Genomic DNA, 18,988 nt, shown 5'->3' on the forward strand with positions numbered 1-18,988 from the left:
GTACAACTGACGCATTGATAAAAGGGAGCCTCGGCTCCCTTTTTTATTGAGAGGACGGAGTAAGACTATAACTGTGGCATAACGTCTTTCCAGTCGCGCAACTGGCAATGGCTTGACATTCGCTGGGGTGCAAACGAAGATGATGGCAGATTAGCTGATACCGAGGCCCTAGTGCGTCAATTTACGTTGCTTTTTGTTTTTATAGTGGCCGCTGCTTTCGCGCCGGTGCAGGCTGCCAAACCTCAGGCTGCTGAGCAGATCGTGGTAGCTGCATACGATTTCCCTCCCTATTTCTCAGCTTACAGTGATACTCACCTGGTAGGAGACCTCCTGGAGGCCCTCAACAGCCGCCAGAGCGATTATTTCTTTGTCCTTGAGGACATACCTTCAAAAGCACGCTTTCGCGCGCTCAGCGAAGCTGGGTGCTGCGACATGATCCTGTTTGAGTCGCCGGCCTGGGGTTGGCCACAGCAGTTTCCGGGAATTCGCGCGGGAAGAGTTTTAGTGCAGGGTGCTGAACGCTTTGTAGCTCTGCAAAAAGAAGATCGGGGACAGAGTTTCTTTGCGCAGCCAGGCTTACGCTTTGGCGGATTAACAGGTTACCATTATCCATTTTTGAATAACCAGACTGATCAGGCTGTTTTAGAAGATCATTACAATGTCTACCTGTCACTCAGCCATAGAGTGAACATCAAAATGTTGCTCAACGGTCGGCTGGATGTGGTCATGTTGCATGATGAGTACCTGCACCAGCTTCGCCATGAGCCATGGTTCGATGATTTGTTGCTTAAGCGCGAGCCCTACGATACCTACGAATTGCGGACCCTGGTCAACCCGGCAAAGGGCTTTAGTTTAGAAGAGTGGCAACAGGTGCTGCAGCCGTTAATTGAGGACGGTAGCCTGGCAAACCTGCTGGCTGATTACGATCTTCCCTGGCCTCCGGCGCGGGTCAATGTACTAATAGACACTAAGACCTAATTGATTGGCGAGATTGCGAATCATCGCCATCCCACGGGCGGAGTTGCCGTAGCTATTTAAAGGTGGAGACCAGGCTGCGATCACACCGTAGTCAGGGACAATGGCAACAATACCGCCGCCAACACCGCTCTTTGCGGGCAACCCCACAGTGAAGGCGAACTGTCCGGACTGGTCATACATGCCACTGGTACTGAGTAAGGCATTGATCCGTTGCGCGTCTCGGTGAGAGGTGATTTGGCGACCGCTACGAGGGCACTTACCACGGTTGGCTAAAAACGCCAGGCTGCGGGCCAGGTCTTCGGTGTTCATGGTTAATGCGCATTGCCAGAAATAGTGATCCAGTACCTCTTCGACATCTGCGTCAATATTGCCAAAGCTTTTCATCAGATAAGCGAGTGCGGCGTTGCGCGAACCGTGTTCACGTTCGGACTCGTGCACGCGGCTGTCGGCAGACAGGGTATCGTTATTGCAGAGACCACGTACCATACTCAGAACCGCCGCTTTACTGGTCGAGTAATGACTGACCAACACATCACTTACTAAAATCGCGCCGGCGTTGATCATGGGGTTACGGGGAATGCCGCGCTCCCACTCAAGCTGCACAATGGAATTGAAAGGCTGTCCGGAAGGTTCCATCTGGACGCGGTCCCAGAGACTTTCGCCCATACGCTCCATGGCCAGCATTAAACCAAAAATTTTTGAAATAGACTGGATCGAAAAAGCAACCTCGCTGTCACCCACGGAAGTGACTTTTCCATCCAGGGTCGCGACCGTCAGCGCGCAGTAGTCTGGCTTTACCTCGGCGAGCGCTGGAATGTAGTCGGCGACTTTACCTTCACCAACCCGCAGGGCTTGCTGCAAGATCTCTTGCAGCAAGGGCTTCAGATTGTCCGGGGCGTTTATGGATTGCCCACCACTAATCACATCATGCGTCATGGTCAGACTTTAACATAGGACCCAGGAAGCGTGCAGTATGTGACCGTTCGCAATTGATGATCGTCTCCGGCGCACCTTCGGTGAGGATCTCACCACCGCCAGCGCCACCTTCGGGACCTAAATCAACAATCCAGTCCGCAGTTTTTATGACGTCCAGATTATGCTCAATGATAACCACAGTATTGCCGTGGTCACGCAGGCGATGCAGTACGTTCAGCAACTGCTGGATATCGTGAAAATGCAGACCCGTGGTCGGTTCATCCAGGATATACAGGGTTTTTCCGGTATCCCGTTTAGACAGCTCGCGAGACAACTTGACCCGCTGTGCTTCACCCCCGGAAAGGGTGGTTGCGGATTGTCCGAGTCGCACGTAGCTGAGCCCGACATCCATCAGAGTTTGCAATTTACGCGCGATAGCAGGCACTGGCGCAAAGAATTCATGGGCATCCTCGATGGTCATATCGAGCACTTCGTGAATGCTTTTACCTTTGTATTTAATTTCCAGGGTTTCACGGTTGTAGCGTTTACCCTTACAAACGTCGCAGGGGACATAGACATCGGGTAAAAAATGCATTTCGACTTTGATGACGCCGTCACCCTGACAGGCTTCACAACGTCCGCCACGGACATTAAAACTGAAACGGCCCGGCTTGTAACCGCGTGAACGAGCTTCCTCAGTCCCCGAGAACAGTTCACGAATCGGCGTAAAAATACCGGTGTAGGTTGCCGGATTTGAACGCGGCGTACGGCCAATCGGGCTTTGATCGATATCGACCACTTTATCCAGGTACTGCATGCCATCGATGTCAGCGTAGGGCGCCGGCTCAATGGCAGTGGCCTTATTCAGATCGCGGTGGGCAATGCGGAACAGGGTATCGTTCACCAGTGTCGATTTACCGGAACCGGAAACCCCGGTAATGCAGGACATCACTCCAACGGGCAGTTTCAGCGTCACGTTTTTGAGATTATTGCCAGTTGCGCCGGACAAGGTTAACCACTTGTCTCCCGGCTGATGACGTTGCGCCGGAATGTCAATCTTCTTGCGCCCTGACAGGTAGTCCGCAGTGAGCGAGCGCTCACTCTTAAGAATGTCTTCAAAGGTACCCTGAGCAACGATCTCGCCGCCATGGACGCCCGCTCCGGGACCGATATCGATGACATGGTCCGCAGCCCGGATCGCATCTTCATCATGCTCAACGACGATCACAGTGTTGCCCAAATCGCGCAGCCGGGTAAGGGTATTTAACAGACGTTCGTTGTCACGCTGATGCAGGCCTATGGATGGCTCGTCCAGCACGTACATGACGCCGACCAGCCCGGCACCAATCTGGCTGGCGAGACGAATACGCTGGGCTTCACCACCGGACAAGGTTTCGGCACTGCGGGACAGGCTCAGGTAGTTCAGGCCGACATTGACCAAAAAGCCAAGACGGTCGTTGATCTCTTTAAGAATTTTTTCTGCGATCTGAGCGCGCTGGCCATCGAGCTCGAGGTTCTGGAAGAACTCCAGTGCCGCACCAATGGACTGGTCCACAACTTCCGGCAAGGTGGTGTCGTTAACGAACACGTTTCTTGCTTCCTGGCGCAACCGCGCACCACCACAGCTCTTACAGGGCTGAGCGGCTAAGTATTTAGACAATTCTTCGCGCACCGCGGTGGAGTCCGTTTCCCGATAACGGCGTTGCATGTTGGGGATGATACCTTCGAAGCTATGCTTACGAATCACCCGATCGCCACGGTCATTCAGATAGGTAAACTCAATTTCCTCGCGGCCGCTGCCAAAGAGAATCACTTCGCGGTGCTTTTCGCTGAGCTGATTAAACGGCTTATTTAAATCAAAACCATAATGCCGAGCGAGCGATTGCAGCATCTGGTAGTAGTAAAAGTTACGTTTGTCCCAGCCCCGAATGGCGCCACCGGTCAGGCTCAGTTCATCATTGTTAATGACGCGCTGTGGGTCAAAGAACTGTTCAATGCCGAGGCCATCGCACGAACTACAGGCGCCTGCAGGATTGTTGAAGGAAAATAGCCGTGGCTCGAGTTCCTGCATGCTGTAACCACATTGCGGACAGGCGAAATTGGCTGAGAAAATCATCGACTCGAGCTTTGAATCAGCGTCCAGTGGCGCGACGATAGCAGTACCGCCACTGAGTTCCAGAGCTGTTTCAAAAGATTCAGCGAGACGCAGTTCCAGACCTTCGCGGACCTTAATGCGGTCGACCACTACTTCAATGGTATGTTTCTTTTGCAATTCCAGTGAGGGCGGATCACTCAGGTCGCAGAGTTCGCCGTCAATGCGCGCGCGGATGAAGCCCTGCGCTGCGAGATTATCAAGAACTTTAGTGTGCTCGCCTTTGCGATCTTGAATGATGGGAGCCAGGATCATTAACTTTTCGCCCTCAGGTAGCTCCAGTACCTGATCGACCATCTGCGAGATCGTCTGTGCTGCTAACGGCTCGTGGTGCACAGGGCAGCGTGGTTCGCCGACGCGGGCGAACATCAACCGCAGATAATCATAGATCTCGGTGATGGTACCCACCGTCGAACGTGGGTTGTGGGAAGTTGATTTTTGTTCGATGGAAATGGCCGGTGACAGGCCTTCGATGCTGTCGACGTCGGGCTTTTCCATAAGAGATAAAAACTGACGTGCATAAGCTGATAGCGATTCGACGTAGCGACGTTGACCTTCAGCGTAAAGCGTGTCGAACGCCAACGAGGATTTTCCCGAGCCAGACAGGCCGGTGATCACGATAAGTTTATCGCGGGGCATCGTCAGCTGCAGATTTTTTAAGTTATGGGTGCGGGCGCCGCGTACTTCTATAAAGTCCATAGTTAACCTGTAACTCCGTTGGCGAAATTGAATCGAGCATTATCGCACAGTGACCACCTTCTGGTACAATCACCAGCGAATTTTTCTAGCAACGCCGAGAGATAGATGCCTAAGTCTTCGAACGATCAACGCCTTACCGCCGTAGAACGCCGTGCCTCGGGTGCTTTAGCTGCTGTATTTGGGTTACGCATGCTGGGGCTGTTTCTGATCATGCCGGTAATGGCGATTTATGGAAAAAATTATCCAGACTATACGCCGTTGCTGATCGGACTCGCGATCGGTGCGTATGGGCTTACCCAGGCATTGCTACAGATCCCGATGGGAATGTTATCGGACCGCATCGGCCGCCGGCCGGTGATTATCGGTGGTTTGTTGGTGTTTATTGTTGGCAGTCTGGTGGCAGCCTACGCAGAAACTCTAACTGGCGTCGTGCTTGGGCGTGCGTTACAGGGCATGGGCGCTATCGCCGCCGCCATTCTGGCGCTTGCCGCGGATATCACCCGTGATTCACAGCGACCGAAAGTGATGGCGATGATCGGTATGTGCATTGGCCTCTCCTTTGCCCTGGCACTGGTGCTGGGGCCTTTGCTGGGGCAACATATCGGCTTATCCGGATTATTCCTGTTTACCGGCTGCAGTGCTGTGTTCGGTTTGCTGGTGTTCGCTTTTGCGGTGCCTAAGGTCGAGCTGCGCGCAGCGCGGGGGGATTTGCTCCCGAATCTGGCAGAGCTGGGACAGATTGCCAAACATCCGCAACTGGCGCGACTGAACGCTGGTGTATTTATTTTGCATTGCCTGTTAACCGCTTTTTTCGTGGTCGTGCCGACGCAGCTTGTCGCCGGTGGCCTGGCGAGTGAGCACCATGCCTGGCTGTATCTGCCGACGCTGTTTGTCTCCTTTGCTTTCATGATCCCGATGCTGATCTGGGCTGAGAAACGTCGCCAACAACCACGGTTCTTCCGTGTTGCGATTATTTTACTTATTACCGCCATAGGAATTATCGGATGGGCGCAGGGTAGTTGGCTGATATTCAGTATCGCAATCATCCTCTTTTTCACGGGTTTTAACTTTCTTGAGGCGACCTTGCCCTCGAGTCTGACGCGCTTCGCGCCCGCGGGCCGCAAAGGCAGCGCCAGTGGTGTTTACGCGACAGCTCAGTTCGGCGGTGCTTTCGTCGGTGGGTTAGCCGGTGGCGCATTGTTACAGAGTTACGGCCTCAGCGGCGTTGTTTGGTTCAGTGTACTGCTGCTAGTATGTTGGTTTGTGATTAGCTTTGGTATGCAAGCCCCGCCACAATGGCAGAATGTGAGTTTCAAATTACGCGAACTTGAAAATGAGGAACTGCAGCAGCTTGCCGACCAACTCGCCGATGCCGAAGGTGTCGAGGAAGTGCGAATCGTCAGCAGTGAGCAAACCGCCTATTTAAAAGTTCACAAAACTGATTACAATGAACAAGCGATAACGACGCTCGTGGCGTCGTACCAATAGATAAGATAGGAGCAGGGCATGGCCAGTCGTGGCATTAATAAAGTTATACTTATCGGCAACTTAGGTGCCGACCCAGAGATCCGGTACACGCAGAACAACACAGCGATTGCCAACCTGTCGATTGCCACCAGCGAAAGCTGGAAAGACAAGCAAACCGGTGAGCCGCGCGAGCAAACCGAGTGGCACAAATGTGTAGCCTATCGCCGTCTGGCAGAAATTGCTGGTGAATATTTAAAGAAAGGCTCCAAGGTCTACGTCGAAGGCCGCCTGCAAACTCGTAAGTGGCAAGGCCAGGATGGCGTCGAGCGCTATACTACCGAGATCGTCATTAACGAAATGCAAATGCTTGACGGTCGTCCGGGTGGCGGACAAGGTGGCGGCTATCAAAGCCAGGGTCAAAGCCAGGGCCAAGGCCAGACAAGTGGACAAAGCGGCCAGTACCAGCAAGGTGGACAGCAACAACGCCAGCCGGCACCGCAGCAACCACAACAGCGCCCGGCGCAGCGGCCTGAACCTGAACCTTTTGTGCCAGATCAGGAATTTGACGACGACATCCCGTTCTAAAGTCGATGCGTCATCGGTAATCAAAGCTTATCTTCAGAGCCCCTCTTCGCAGGGGCTTTTTATTGACTGGACAGGCTCTGCGGCAATCCTTGCGCCTTTAGGTCGGTTGACTTGAGCCATAAAATGCTTATTAAATAGGAACATCCAACGGCAGCAACAGTGCGACTTCAGGCTATTCGATTCGCCAACACCGCCAACGAAGTTTCCCTCAGGAGACAGGTCATGATTCATATTCGCCGGCTTTTCATGCTGACACTCTTATTTCTTAGCGGCTGCAGCGACCCTACACAATTTATGGTGGTGGGCACACTCGAACGTGACCGTATCCAGCTCAGCGCGGAACTGGGTGAACCGGTAACGGCGATTCATGTGCGCGAGGGACAGCAGGTCACCGTCGGCGAGACACTGATTGAGCAGGATAATGAGCGGGTAAATGCGGAGCTGGCGCGACTCACGGCCGCTGCCGACCGTGTTCGGCGACGCTTAGACGAACTGGTGCGCGGACCGCGGCAAGAAGCGATCGACGAAGCTCGAGGCCATCTTACCGCGGCGGAGGCGGAACTGCAGACGGCTCGGCAAGACGTGCAGCGTATTGCGCCACTTGAACAACAAAACCTTGCCAGCCGTGAACAACTCGAGCGCGCCCGCAATGCGCGGGAGCAGGCTGCAGGTCAGGTCGCTGCCGCGCGGGCAGCATTGGCCGCTTTATTGGCTGGTACGACCGTTGAGCAGTTAGAGCAGGCACGCGCAGCGGTGCGTGAGGCGGAGGCCGCCGTCACCCGGCAGCAACTCACCGTCAAACGTCTCGTGCAAACGGCACCCCGTGCCGCGCGCGTCGAGGCGTTGCCATTTGAGCTGGGCGAACGGCCGCCGGCAGGTGCTGCGTTGGTCATTTTGCAGGCCACTGATCAAGCTCCCTATGCCAGGGTTTACGTCCCGGCAGCGCTGCATCATCAGCTGCAGGCAGGGGATAAGGTCAGGGTGAACGTTGATGGGCACGGTGAGCGCGAAGGTGAAGTTCGCTTTGTTGCCGGTGAAGCCTCTTACACGCCTTATTTTGCGCTCACCGAACATGACGCCGAGCGTCTTAGCTACTTGGTGGAAATTGATCTGAACGACGCCAGTGAGCTGCCAAGTGGCATCCCGGTGCGCATGGTGGTGCTGCCAGGCAGCGCGGAGACGAGCAATGAGTGAGTCAGTGGCCATTACCGCTAAAGGACTCACGAAACACTTTGGCGACTTAACCGCTGTCGACAGTGTCGATCTGGAGATTCCGGAAGCGGCTATCTACGGTTTTTTGGGACCGAACGGATCGGGCAAGTCAACGGCGATTAGAATGCTTTGTGGCTTGCTCACCCCCAGCTCCGGCGAGGTTGAGGTCCTGGGCTATCAGGTCCCGGGTCAGGCCGAGCAAGTGAAGCGCGAAATCGGCTACATGACGCAGAAATTTTCACTTTACGAAGATCTGACCGTTGCCGAGAACCTGAAGTTTTTAGCAACAGTGTACGGAGTGCCCGGCAAGGAGCTGAGCAAAACCATCGATGGTGCGCTGGAGCGTTATTGGCTGAATGAGCAACGTCATCAGTTTGCGGCGACCTTAAGCGGAGGCCAGAAACAGCGGCTGGCGCTGGCCGGCGCAACGCTACATCGGCCGCGGCTACTTATTCTTGACGAACCGACCTCAGCGGTCGACCCACAAAGCCGGCGGGACTTTTGGGATATCTTATTTGGGCTCGCTGAAGATGGCACCACGGTACTGGTATCGTCCCATTACATGGATGAAGCGGAGCGGTGTCACCGGTTAGCTATTCTTAATAAAGGGCGACTTGTTGCTGAAGGCAGGCCCCGGGATCTTATCAGTGAGATCGACGCCGGTGTTGTCGAAATCGAAACCTCGTCACCGCGGGCCGCCAGAGATTGCCTGGAAGGCATTGACGGAGTCCAGAGCGTCGCGCAGCTCGGTGCGCGCTTGCATGCACTTACCGACAAGAACCTTGCAGAGCCAGCAAAACTCATACGTGAGGCCCTGAACGAGGCCGAGGTCGAGGCAGAGGTCACAGCTGTCACCGCCAATCTGGAAGATGTTTTCGTGGTGGCAACTCGGCCCAACCGTAAGGATGGAGAGCCTGGCCATGCTGCGTAGACTGCTGGCGATTGCCGGAAAGGAAGTACGGCAACTGAAACGAGACCGTCTTACCTTTGGCATGATCGTCGGTGTACCGCTATTACAAATCCTACTGTTTGGCTATGCTATCGATCTGGATGTGCGCAATGTCAACGCGGCTGTAGCTGACCACGCCAATACCACCCTCTCCAGGCAACTGGTTGCGTCTGCAGATGCCAGCCAGGTGATCAGTATCTCCAGAGCTGCAAGCGGACCAGAAGAGCTTAAAGAGTTGCTGGATACCGGCCAGATTGATGTCGGGATTTTTATCCCACCCGATTTTGAGCGGCGCGTCATCGATGCTGAGCGTCCGGTGGGCCAGTTACTGATCAATGGTTCAGATCCGACGGTGGAACGAATCGCCCGGGGCTTAAGCGAAATGCCGCTGCCGGGCCAGCAGCTGCGTTCGCCTTTGTTCGAACCGCGGACCTATTACAACCCAGAGCGCAGGTCGCCGGTGAACATCGTCCCGGCATTAATCGGCGTTATCTTGCACATGACCATGGTGCTGTTCACCGCTATCGCCATCGTGCGCGAACGTGAGCGCGGTAACCTGGAAATGTTAATTACTACCCCGGTGAAACGGGTTGAGCTGATGTTAGGCAAAATTTTGCCCTACGTACTGATCGGTCTGATTCAGGTGACCTTAATTGTGCTGGTGAGTCAGTGGCTGTTTGATGTTCCAGTGCGTGGTCGCGTTATAGACATTTATCTGGCGTCGATGTTGTTTATTCTCGCTTCGCTGGCGCTGGGCTTGACCGTTTCCACATTTGCCAAAACTCAGTTTGAAGCCATGCAGTTGACCGTATTTACGTTTTTGCCATCGATATTGTTGTCAGGATTCATGTTCCCTTTTGAGGGGATGCCGCGGGCAGCACAGTGGATCGGCGAAGTGATACCACTGACGCACTTTGTGCGATTGTCGCGGGGGATTCTGGTGCGCGGTACAGAGATCGGCGAATTACACATGGAAATTTGGCCACTTCTGGCTTTTTTCGCAGTATTTATGGTACTGGCGACCTTACGCTTTAAAAAACGACTCGATTAATCGCTCACCAATGACGCGCGTTCTAGCGTGTTAATCGCACGATAAAGCTCGAAAAATCAGACGTTATTACCTAAACTATCACCATCATGCGTTCAATTTATCAGGGTTAACGCTTTTGTGATGCGATTTATACTCAGCTGTCTTGTCAGTTTTACCTTACTTGGCTGCAGTCCACCTAAAGATGACGTGGTAATTGTAGGTAATGCTTGGCTGGGCGCCATGCCGATCTATACGCTCGCTGCAGTTGACCCCGAGCTTATCCCGCCAGGTCTGAAAACCGTGATGCTGGCTTCAGATGTAAGCGTAATGCGTATGCTGGGCAACGAGGCCGTAAGTGGTGCCTTTGTAACTCTGGATAACGCCCTCAGCGTCAATACCTTCACCGATGGTGACTATTGCATTGCCATGGTGCTCGACCGTTCCATGGGTGCCGATGCGGTGATGGTGCAGAATGATTGGCAGCCGCAGGCCAAAGAACCCATCACGGTAGGTCTTGAAGATAGTACTATCGCCCGTTACATGCTGTCGCGCTGGTTAACCCTGCATGACCTGAACATGACCGATGTCACGACGCGAATTCTGTTGCCGACCCAACACCTTGACGCATTCAGCGAGCGAAAAGTGGACGCTATTATCACTTATCAACCTTTTATCGAGAAACTGCGTGAAAGTGGAGCGAAAGTCATTTTTGACTCTTCGCATCCGGATGTCTCAGTGGTGGATATCTTGATTTTACATAAGGCGGCCTGGTCCAGGGCCAAACCGTTGGTGCAGCGGTTAAAGCAAAGTCTCTGGCCGCAGGCGTTGGCGCAGTTACAGGAGCGTGAGCAGGAGTTCTGGCAGGGGCTTATTGAGTTAACCGGTAGCTCTACAGAAGAGCTGGAAAAGGCCCTGCAAGGGGTGCATTTTGTGACGCGTTCCGAGCAACAGAGTGCGCTTGAGCGTGTGTTGCAAAAGGATATGCCCGCCACGGCGAACTACCTGGTTGCCAGCGGTATGCATGATGCCGTGGTGCCACTGACCGAATGCGGAGCTATGGAATGAGGCGTTTGCATTGGTGGAATAAGCTCTCTGTGCAGTTAACCATACCGGTCGTGGTGGCGATCTTTGCCATCGTCCTCGGGTTGATGTACTTCCTTATTAACGCACAGCAAAAAACTGCGTTGAGCTCAGCCCGACTGGAGTTACTCAGTAACCTGACCATGGCACAGGGCTCGTTTAACCGCATGTACACCGCCGACCGTGAGACTTCAATTCCAGAGCTGCTAAGTGAGATGCACGTCCACCCGCGGTTGGCGAATGCGGCAATCGTTGATGTCAGTGGTAGCATTGTTGCTGGCTATGAACCACACCAAGTCAGTGGCCAGCTGCAACATCTATTAGGTGACCTTGATCAGTTAACGTTGTCGCAAGTCGCCTATAGCGGCAAAACCTTTATTGAGTTCCATCCCGAACACGATCACTTTATTGCTATTGCGCCGATTTTTGAAAGCATCAGGGTTTCCCAACGGACTCAGCGTAACTTGTTGGTGGCAGAATACCGTCATTCCTCAGATTGGTATTTACTGGAAAGACTGCCTTGGGTACCCCTTAGTTTACTCATGTTGCTGTTACTGGTGGTCGGCGTTGCGTTATGGTGGGGCTTGCAACGACTTGTTGTCAGACCAGCCGAGCAACTGGCCTTCGCAGTCTCACAATTCGGTGATGGTGATGCCTCGACCGCGCCCTTGCCGACCCGACTCCCCAATGAATTTGGTGTGCTGGCCCAGCGATTTAAACTGGCCATACGCGAGCGCAGGAAGCGTGAAACTCAGTTGCGCAAACTTTCGGCTGCGGTAGAACAAGCCAATGAAAGCATTATGATTACCGACCTGGATGGGAAGATTGAGTACGTGAACCCGGCCTTTGAACGTACCACAGGCTACAGTGCGGCAGAAATTATCGGTGAAAACCCCCGCATTCTGTCCTCCGGACGTACCCCGGAAGAGGACTATCAGCAGCTTTGGAGCAACTTGGTCGAAGGAGAGATCTGGCAGGGCGAGCTGTATAACCGCACCAAGCAAGGCCAGGAGTTTCGGGAATGGGCAACGGTTTCGCCGCTGCGTGACGAGCACGGACGAATTACACATTATTTAGCGAGTAAAACAAATATTACTGAGCGCGTCGAAGCTGAAGCGAAGGTGGAATATCTGGCTTATTACGACGCACTTACAGAATTACCCAATCGCACCAGCTGTATTGAGCATTTAGCGCAGCAGCTGGAGGAACTTCCTCGCGGTGGTCAGGGTTCAGTGGTTTTATTTGACCTGGACGGCTTGCAACGTATCAACGACGTGCGCGGTTTCCAGTTTGGCGATGCTATTTTGAAAACCACGGCCAGCCGGATTCGAGGTTTGGTCGCGGACGAAGACGGTGCTTTTGTGGCCAATCTGGGCGGCGATTTATTTGCGGTATTACTCTCTGCCAAACAGGCCTCACAGGAGTCTGTGCTTGCGGATACCCAGATGCTGGTAAAATTAGTACTGGCCGAAATTGGTCAGCCAATTTTGATCCAGAGTGAACAGGTATCCGTGACTGCCAGTGCGGGCATTGTGATTTATCAGGAGTGCGCCGAATCCGCAGACGCCATCATCCGACATGCAGAAACAGCCGTGCACACGGCGAAGGATGCTGGCGGTAACCAAACTGCAGTCTATGACGTGTCTTACAGTACTGAACTTGAGAAGCGTTACGAGATTGAACGTGAACTGCGACTGGCTCTGAACGACAGTGGCCTTGAGCTTTATTTACAACCCCAGGTCAGAGAAAACGGTGAACTAGTGGGTGCGGAAGTGTTGTTGCGCTGGAATCACCCCTCACGCGGCATGGTATCGCCGGCAGATTTCATAGCGGTTGCAGAGCAAACTGACCTCATCGTCGACTTGGGCAAGTGGATTGTTCGCGCTGCGCTCGCCGAACTTAAACGATTGCCGGCACCGCTAACGTTGGCCATTAACATCAGTCCACGGCAGTTCCGGAAGTACGACTTTGTTTACTTCATTGAACATGAGTTACAGCAAAGTGGTGCAGATCCGAGTCGGTTGATTTTAGAGGTCACCGAGAACCTGTTTGTCGAAGACCTTGGCGACATCATTAGTAAAATGGAGGCGCTGCAGCAAAGCGGTGTGCAATTCTCTATTGATGATTTTGGCACAGGTTACTCATCACTCTCCTATTTGCAACGTCTGCCATTGCAAGAGCTCAAAATCGATAAAAGCTTCGTGCAGGCAGTAGGCAACCAGGAGCAACAAGCTATTGTCGATTCGATTGTCGCCATTGCCAGTAACTTACGCTTGCGCATCGTTGCTGAAGGTGTGGAAACCCAGGAACAGGTGGATTATCTTGCCCGCCATGATGCAGACATGGTGCTGCAGGGCTATTTATTCGATAAGCCGCTGCCGATAGAAGACTTCCATAGGAACTACTTTACGAGCTAAAAAAACTTTCGTTCAGGAGGTTCCTATGGGGACTTGCCGGCTGCGGATGTTAGCTGACGTTATGCTCTGCGGCGACTTTATCAAAATACTGCAGCGCGTGCTTCGCATACTCCCTTTTCGCCAGATAGTTGGCCGGGAAAAAGTTCTTTTTGAAGCCATACGCGACCATATCTTTTAGCCGTTTCAGTGGCACCTCTGCGGTTTGCAGAGCAAGTTCGTATTCGCGGGTGACTGTAGTGCGGGACACCAGTCTGTTATCGGTGCAGATGACGGTTGCCAGGCGATGCGCATACATGTGCTTAAAGTTATGCTGAGTGACATCGCCAATGGCCGGGTTGGTCTGCAGGTTACTGGTGATACAGACCTCTACCGCGATCCGCCGATCAGCAATGAAAGAGGCTAATTTGTTGGCGTAGCTCTCTTTGTCAGTAATCGTCGGGTCCTGAATCATTTCCGGCGAAAACAAAGAGTAGCCGTGGCCCAGGCGATCTGCATAGCACTGGGTCAATGCCTCGAAGATACTTTCCGCACCATAAGCTTCACCGGCATGGACGGTTTTCAGCAAAAAGTTTTGATGGGCATACTCATAGACCTCTTTGAACTCATGCGCAGGGTATCCCATTTCCTGACCAGCAATATCCAGGCCGACAATAGGCAAACCTTCTTCGTCGCGTAAACGAATACTGGCGCGTATCATTTCCATGGCGGCGATTTTGATCACATGCTTTGGTTGGTGGTCACGCAGGGTCTGAAATAACTGGGTGTAATAAGGCGAAAACCCTTTTTTGCCGAACATGCGCATGGCGCAGTTGATAATGCCGTAATCGAACGGGGGCTTGCTGCCGTTGCGGACTTCTTCCTGGCCGTTGTATTCCTCTTTGGCGCGTTTGAGCCCAGCATTGGTGGTGTGCATGACTCTGTCAAAGTCGATACCGCGACTGGGATCCATCATCAATTGTGGCGCGAAACGTACTTCGATATAGATAACGCCTTCGGCCAGATTATCCATTGCCAGCTCGTAGGCGGCTTGCTCAAGATTTTCCATATCGCGCAGGACAGCACAGGTGTATTGAAAACCATTTAAGTATTCGCCAAGGTTGTTATAACTCTCTTTGAAAACTTTTTCGTAAAGACCTTCGACGGTATAGGAGGGCAGCTCAACGCCACTGCGCTTCGCCATTTCTATCAAGCCATCGGGTCGCAAACTGCCATCAAGATGTAAATGGAGATCTGCCTTTGGCATCGCTTTAAGAAAGGCTTCAGAATAACGCTTTGACATAAGGACTCCTACTGTAAGTTTGCGTTAGTATAGCAAAATAGAGCTTTGCAATCAGCGCTTAAACTCAGTATAAATCTGAAGTACAGTGCGCAATTAACCAACCAGACGACATACCTATGGCTTCACTTTACTACACCTATTCGGCGATGAACGCAGGTAAGAGTACCTCGCTGTTACAAGTTGCCCACAACTATGAAGAACGCGACCAGCGTGTGCTGTTGCTGACGCCGGCGATCGATGAACGCGCGGGCAAAGGCAAAATCGCATCGCGCTTAGGAATTGACCGGCAAGCATTAGCCTTCACCAGCAGTACTGATCTCGCTGCGCTCATAGAAGCACGCAACGGGCAAGATCCGGTGGATTGCGTGCTCATTGATGAGGCGCAGTTCCTGACTGAAACCCAGGTATGGCAGCTGACCGATGTTGTGGATCGCATTGATATTCCGGTCATGTGTTACGGCATCCGTACCGATGCTTTTGGACAGGCCTTTCCGGGCAGTGCAGTGCTGCTCGCGGTAGCGGATAAAGTCAGTGAGATGAAAACCATTTGCTCCTGTGGACGCAAAGCGACCATGAATCTGCGCATCGATGAAAATGGCGATGCGGTTAAAGTGGGTGAGCAAATTGCAATTGGTGGCAATGACCGGTACATCTCTTGCTGCCGCAAGCATTGGAAGGAGAAACTCGGGCTGCGTTAAGTCATCACTCGATTAACTCATCTGATTCAGTGTTTTGCGCGTCGTCTGCTATGCTTAAAATGGTAGTCAAAGATCAGGAGGTTATATGGGGTCAGTGCCGCTGCCTACGAATGAGCAGGCTCGTCTACAACTCCTGCACCAACTTGACATTCTGGATACTGAAGCAGATCCAATTTTTGACCGGATCACAGCTTTGGTGAAAGAAGTTCTCGGCGCTGATGCGGCTTTGATCACGCTGGTCGACGAAGAGCGTCAATGGTTCAAAGCTAAAGTGGGATTTGATGAGCCGGAAACCCCGCGCGAGGTTTCGTTCTGCACCCACGTGGTTGCGGCGGGCGAGACCGTTATCGTTGAAAATGCCATCGATGATGAGCGCTTTAGTGAGAATCCCTACGTGACGGCCGAAGGCGGTGTGCGGTCTTATGCTGGCGCTCCGATTACCTTATATAACGATTACCATTTGGGCAGTTTGTGCGTTATTTCCCAAACCCCTTATAAATTTCCTCCCTCAAAAATTCGTTATCTGGAAGTATTAGCGGAGTGGGTATCGGAAACGATTACTGCTCGCTACGAACTGGAAAACTATCATGCTGAACAGCAAGTGCTCGCGCACGGACCGGTCTGCGCTGTGGTATGGCGAGTCGAACCCGACGTCCATCTGAGTTATGTGGCCGAAAATGCCGAGCGAGTGCTGGGCTACGGCAACGATTACCTTCTGCGTGAGGATGTCAACTACGAGTCCATCGTCCACCCTGATGAACGTGAGGAACTGTTAAGCCGTATGCACGCTGTTCTCGATGGAGACGAAGACATTCTGGAAATGGATTATCGGGTGGTCGGCGAGCAAGATGACAGCACGACGATTCGCTGGATTCATCATTATGCGCGGGTGGATAAAGATACAGAGGGTAATGTACTACGGGTGCGTGGCTACTTACTTGATGACAGCAAGGGTAAAGAGCTCGAATTAGCGCTGCTTGAAGCCAATCAGAATTTTGAGCTGGCGCTGGCTGCCGGCGAGTTCTTTAACTGGTCGTGGACGATCCCAACGGATAAACTGACGCTGAGCCACTCGTGGTGGGCCCTTGCTGGCTATACAGCTGAACAAGAGCGGCAACTGGACTGGCGAACACTGGTGCACCCAGATGATATAGAGAAAATGCAAGAACAGATGAGCGCGCATGCAAAAGGCGTGACGCATCGCTTCGATGCACGGTTTCGTGTGCGCCATCGGGCAGGTCACTATTTGTGGCTTCACAGTGTTGGAAAAATTATCGCTCGTGACGCCCAGGGGCGTCCACTGAAAATGATGGGCATTCATCACGATATTACTCAGTTGATTGCCAGTGAAAAAGTCCTTGAGCAGCAGGCTGAGGTTCTGGAGCTCGTATCACACGTGCAAAATGAGTTTATGCTGGCAAAAAACTTTAGCGAGGTTTGTGATTTCGCACTGCCTAAACTGATGACCATGACCGACAGTAAGGTCGGTTTTATCGGTGAGTTACCTGCTCACTCGCAACAGCGAAATCTAGTGCTGGCCCACGGCTTGAGGCTCGGTAGCATAGAGCACAAATCAGAGTCGATGCAGCAACTGATTCAGCAGTCGCTGGAGGTCGAGGTGGGGGGCGATGTACTGCGCTCTGTGTTAGTGCGCGGCGAACCCGAGTTTTATCATGAGCCGCTGTCCGAGCAGGACCTGACGTTAAAGCCGCTGGTGCTACCGGACCTGAATAACGCTCTGGTCATGCCACTTTACTTTAAGCGCGACGTGGTTGGACTGATGGTGCTGGCCAATACTGATGGGCATTACAGACAAGAGTATCTGGGTCTGTTGCGACCCATGTTGGATACCTTAGGAACGCTGATGCATATGCGGCGGATGGATGAAGAACGCAGACAGGCGGTGGAAGAGCTACGCAAATTAGCCACCACTGACGAGTTGACCGGGGTAGCCAACCGGCGCGTGTTCTGGGAGGCCATGAGTAAACGATTTGATGAGTTTAAGCGTTACCAGGTGCCCATGACCGTTGCTGTTATCGATCTGGATCATTTTAAAAGCGTCAATGACAACTACGGTCATGCTGCAGGTGATCAGGTGCTACGCGAATTCTGTCATCGTGCGGAGAAGCAACTGCGCGACATGGACTTATTCGGTCGACTTGGCGGTGAGGAATTTGCGATACTATTTACGCATACCGAGGTTGATGCTGCGACGACGGCGTTGGAGCGTATTCGGAAAGCGATCGCCGAGAAGTCCTTTAAGGTTGAAGGAGAGGAGATCTCGGTTACCATCAGCGCCGGTATTGCCGAGGTTCGAAAAGACGACGAAAAACTCGATCATTGGATGGCACGGGCGGATGAAGCGCTCTACAAAGCAAAAGCCAAGGGTCGCAACCAATGTGTGACTGTAACTAAAGACTAGAGCAGTTATACTACCCATATTAAGATCCACTTTTCTGAAGTTAAGAGGTTTTCATGCAACAGCTTTCTCTTCCTCGTCCAGATGACTGGCATTTACACCTGCGTGACAATGAACTGTTGGCGACCACGGTTCCCGCCAGTGCTTCCGTATTCGGGCGGGCGGTGATCATGCCAAATCTGGTACCGCCAGTTACTGACGCACAGCAGGCCATGGCCTACCGGGAACGGATTATGGCAGAGGTTCCAGCAGGGGCCGATTTTCAACCGTTAATGGCGCTTTATCTGACCCAACAAACCTCGCGTGTGCAGGTTGAGGAAGCCGCCGCCGATGAAAATATTATTGGCTTTAAGCTTTATCCGTCGGGCGCGACCACCAATTCGGCAGCGGGCGTCACTGATATCGAAGCTTTAGACCATGTTTTTGCGGCAATGGCAGAGCTAAAGGTTCCCTTGCTGGTGCATGGTGAAGTGACGACAGCAGATATTGACATATTCGACCGCGAAAAAGTGTTCATCGACACCAAACTGCGACCGTTAATGGAGCGCCATCCACAGCTTAAACTTATACTTGAACACATCACCACCAGTGATGCCGTGGCTTTTGTCGAAAGTATGGGCGCCAATGTCGCGGCCACCATTACGCCACAGCACCTGTTGATGAACCGTAACGATCTGCTGGTGGGCGGCGTACGGCCACATAACTATTGTTTGCCAATTCTCAAGCGGCGGGAACATCAGCTGGCGCTGCAGAAAGCTGCGGTTTCAGGTAGCCCTAAGTTCTTTCTGGGGACTGACTCTGCACCCCATGCACAGTCGAAGAAAGAGGCCGCCTGTGGATGTGCCGGATGTTATTCTGCGCCAGCTGCGCTGGAGCTCTACGCTGAATTTTTTGAGCGCATGGACGCGTTGGATAAGTTAGCTGATTTTGCCAGCCACTTTGGCGCTGATTTCTACGGCTATCCACGTGCAACTGAGACCGTCACGCTGCGGCGCGAGCCCTGGCAGGTTGCCGCCACTATCGATACCGCTGTAGGGCCGATGGTTCCTTATTGGGCGAACGAAACCCTGAACTGGCAAGTGGAGAAGTAAAACAAAAATAAAACAAG

At 52.8% G+C, this 18,988-nt stretch carries 14 protein-coding genes; 11 read left to right on the forward strand and 3 right to left on the reverse strand.

Features of this window, described 5'->3' with window-relative positions; translation table 11 throughout:
* Positions 1-171 precede the first annotated feature (171 nt).
* Positions 172-978 carry a type 2 periplasmic-binding domain-containing protein gene (locus J6J28_RS00800; RefSeq protein WP_301719355.1) on the forward strand — a complete coding sequence of 269 codons (807 nt, stop codon included), beginning with the start codon at positions 172-174 and terminating at the stop codon, positions 976-978.
* Here J6J28_RS00800 and glsA read toward each other — a convergent pair.
* Both glsA and uvrA read right to left on the reverse strand, forming a co-directional pair.
* Positions 958-1,914 (reverse strand): glutaminase A, encoded by a 957-nt coding sequence (glsA, locus tag J6J28_RS00805; RefSeq protein ID WP_301719356.1) that lies wholly within the window; start codon positions 1,912-1,914, stop codon positions 958-960. The two genes, J6J28_RS00800 and glsA, sit on opposite strands and share 21 nt — an antisense overlap.
* Positions 1,904-4,744, reverse strand: a complete 2,841-nt coding sequence (uvrA, locus tag J6J28_RS00810; protein ID WP_301719357.1) for an excinuclease ABC subunit UvrA — start codon at positions 4,742-4,744, stop codon at positions 1,904-1,906. The genes glsA and uvrA overlap by 11 nt, the downstream gene beginning before the upstream one ends.
* 105 nt (positions 4,745-4,849) lie before the next feature.
* Between uvrA and J6J28_RS00815 the strand changes: the two genes are divergently transcribed.
* From J6J28_RS00815 to J6J28_RS00845, 7 genes are all read left to right on the forward strand, one after another.
* Complete coding sequence (locus tag J6J28_RS00815) at positions 4,850-6,232, forward strand: MFS transporter (protein WP_301719359.1); 1,383 nt, start codon at positions 4,850-4,852, stop codon at positions 6,230-6,232.
* Positions 6,233-6,250: 18 nt separating this feature from the next.
* A complete protein-coding gene (gene ssb / locus J6J28_RS00820) occupies positions 6,251-6,796 on the forward strand; it encodes a single-stranded DNA-binding protein (RefSeq protein WP_301719360.1) in 546 nt (181 codons plus the stop codon).
* Positions 6,797-7,018: 222 nt separating this feature from the next.
* Positions 7,019-7,990 carry an HlyD family secretion protein gene (locus J6J28_RS00825; protein WP_301719361.1) on the forward strand — a complete coding sequence of 324 codons (972 nt, stop codon included), beginning with the start codon at positions 7,019-7,021 and terminating at the stop codon, positions 7,988-7,990.
* Positions 7,983-8,939 (forward strand): ABC transporter ATP-binding protein, encoded by a 957-nt coding sequence (locus J6J28_RS00830; RefSeq protein ID WP_301719362.1) that lies wholly within the window; start codon positions 7,983-7,985, stop codon positions 8,937-8,939. The genes J6J28_RS00825 and J6J28_RS00830 overlap by 8 nt, the downstream gene beginning before the upstream one ends.
* Positions 8,929-10,008, forward strand: a complete 1,080-nt coding sequence (locus J6J28_RS00835; RefSeq protein ID WP_301719363.1) for an ABC transporter permease — start codon at positions 8,929-8,931, stop codon at positions 10,006-10,008. The genes J6J28_RS00830 and J6J28_RS00835 overlap by 11 nt, the downstream gene beginning before the upstream one ends.
* A gap of 120 nt (positions 10,009-10,128) precedes the next feature.
* Positions 10,129-11,052, forward strand: coding sequence for an ABC transporter substrate-binding protein (locus tag J6J28_RS00840; RefSeq protein WP_470383459.1), 924 nt, complete (start codon positions 10,129-10,131; stop codon positions 11,050-11,052).
* Complete coding sequence (locus J6J28_RS00845) at positions 11,049-13,484, forward strand: putative bifunctional diguanylate cyclase/phosphodiesterase (protein WP_301719365.1); 2,436 nt, start codon at positions 11,049-11,051, stop codon at positions 13,482-13,484. Before J6J28_RS00840 ends, J6J28_RS00845 begins: the two co-directional genes overlap by 4 nt.
* 49 nt (positions 13,485-13,533) lie before the next feature.
* Here J6J28_RS00845 and J6J28_RS00850 read toward each other — a convergent pair whose 3' ends face one another.
* On the reverse strand, positions 13,534-14,763 hold the full coding sequence (locus J6J28_RS00850; protein WP_301719366.1) for an adenosine deaminase family protein: 1,230 nt from the start codon (positions 14,761-14,763) through the stop codon (positions 13,534-13,536).
* Positions 14,764-14,879: 116 nt separating this feature from the next.
* Here J6J28_RS00850 and J6J28_RS00855 point away from each other — a divergent pair, with 116 nt between their 5' ends.
* From J6J28_RS00855 to pyrC, 3 genes are all read left to right on the forward strand, one after another.
* Positions 14,880-15,461 (forward strand): thymidine kinase, encoded by a 582-nt coding sequence (locus J6J28_RS00855; RefSeq protein WP_301719367.1) that lies wholly within the window; start codon positions 14,880-14,882, stop codon positions 15,459-15,461.
* An 85-nt stretch (positions 15,462-15,546) separates the two neighbouring features.
* The gene (locus tag J6J28_RS00860; protein WP_301719368.1) at positions 15,547-17,883 is read left to right on the forward strand and encodes a sensor domain-containing diguanylate cyclase; all 2,337 of its coding nucleotides are present in this window, start codon (positions 15,547-15,549) and stop codon (positions 17,881-17,883) included.
* A 53-nt stretch (positions 17,884-17,936) separates the two neighbouring features.
* Entirely contained in the window at positions 17,937-18,971 is a 1,035-nt protein-coding gene (gene pyrC / locus J6J28_RS00865; RefSeq protein WP_301719369.1) for a dihydroorotase, read from the forward strand.
* The last annotated feature ends 17 nt before the right edge of the window (positions 18,972-18,988 follow it).

Source organism: Pseudidiomarina terrestris (genome assembly GCF_030466375.1).
Classification (GTDB): Bacteria; Pseudomonadota; Gammaproteobacteria; order Enterobacterales; family Alteromonadaceae; genus Pseudidiomarina; species Pseudidiomarina terrestris.

Coding starts and splice junctions, on each gene's coding strand:
- glsA (WP_301719356.1), bottom strand. CDS start 1,914: ATGACGCATGATGTGATTAGTGGTGGGCAATCCATAAACGCCCCGGAC.
- uvrA (WP_301719357.1), bottom strand. CDS start 4,744: ATGGACTTTATAGAAGTACGCGGCGCCCGCACCCATAACTTAAAAAAT.
- J6J28_RS00815 (WP_301719359.1), top strand. CDS start 4,850: ATGCCTAAGTCTTCGAACGATCAACGCCTTACCGCCGTAGAACGCCGT.
- ssb (WP_301719360.1), top strand. CDS start 6,251: ATGGCCAGTCGTGGCATTAATAAAGTTATACTTATCGGCAACTTAGGT.
- J6J28_RS00825 (WP_301719361.1), top strand. CDS start 7,019: ATGATTCATATTCGCCGGCTTTTCATGCTGACACTCTTATTTCTTAGC.
- J6J28_RS00830 (WP_301719362.1), top strand. CDS start 7,983: ATGAGTGAGTCAGTGGCCATTACCGCTAAAGGACTCACGAAACACTTT.
- J6J28_RS00835 (WP_301719363.1), top strand. CDS start 8,929: ATGCTGCGTAGACTGCTGGCGATTGCCGGAAAGGAAGTACGGCAACTG.
- J6J28_RS00840 (WP_470383459.1), top strand. CDS start 10,129: ATGCGATTTATACTCAGCTGTCTTGTCAGTTTTACCTTACTTGGCTGC.
- J6J28_RS00845 (WP_301719365.1), top strand. CDS start 11,049: ATGAGGCGTTTGCATTGGTGGAATAAGCTCTCTGTGCAGTTAACCATA.
- J6J28_RS00850 (WP_301719366.1), bottom strand. CDS start 14,763: ATGTCAAAGCGTTATTCTGAAGCCTTTCTTAAAGCGATGCCAAAGGCA.
- J6J28_RS00855 (WP_301719367.1), top strand. CDS start 14,880: ATGGCTTCACTTTACTACACCTATTCGGCGATGAACGCAGGTAAGAGT.
- J6J28_RS00860 (WP_301719368.1), top strand. CDS start 15,547: ATGGGGTCAGTGCCGCTGCCTACGAATGAGCAGGCTCGTCTACAACTC.
- pyrC (WP_301719369.1), top strand. CDS start 17,937: ATGCAACAGCTTTCTCTTCCTCGTCCAGATGACTGGCATTTACACCTG.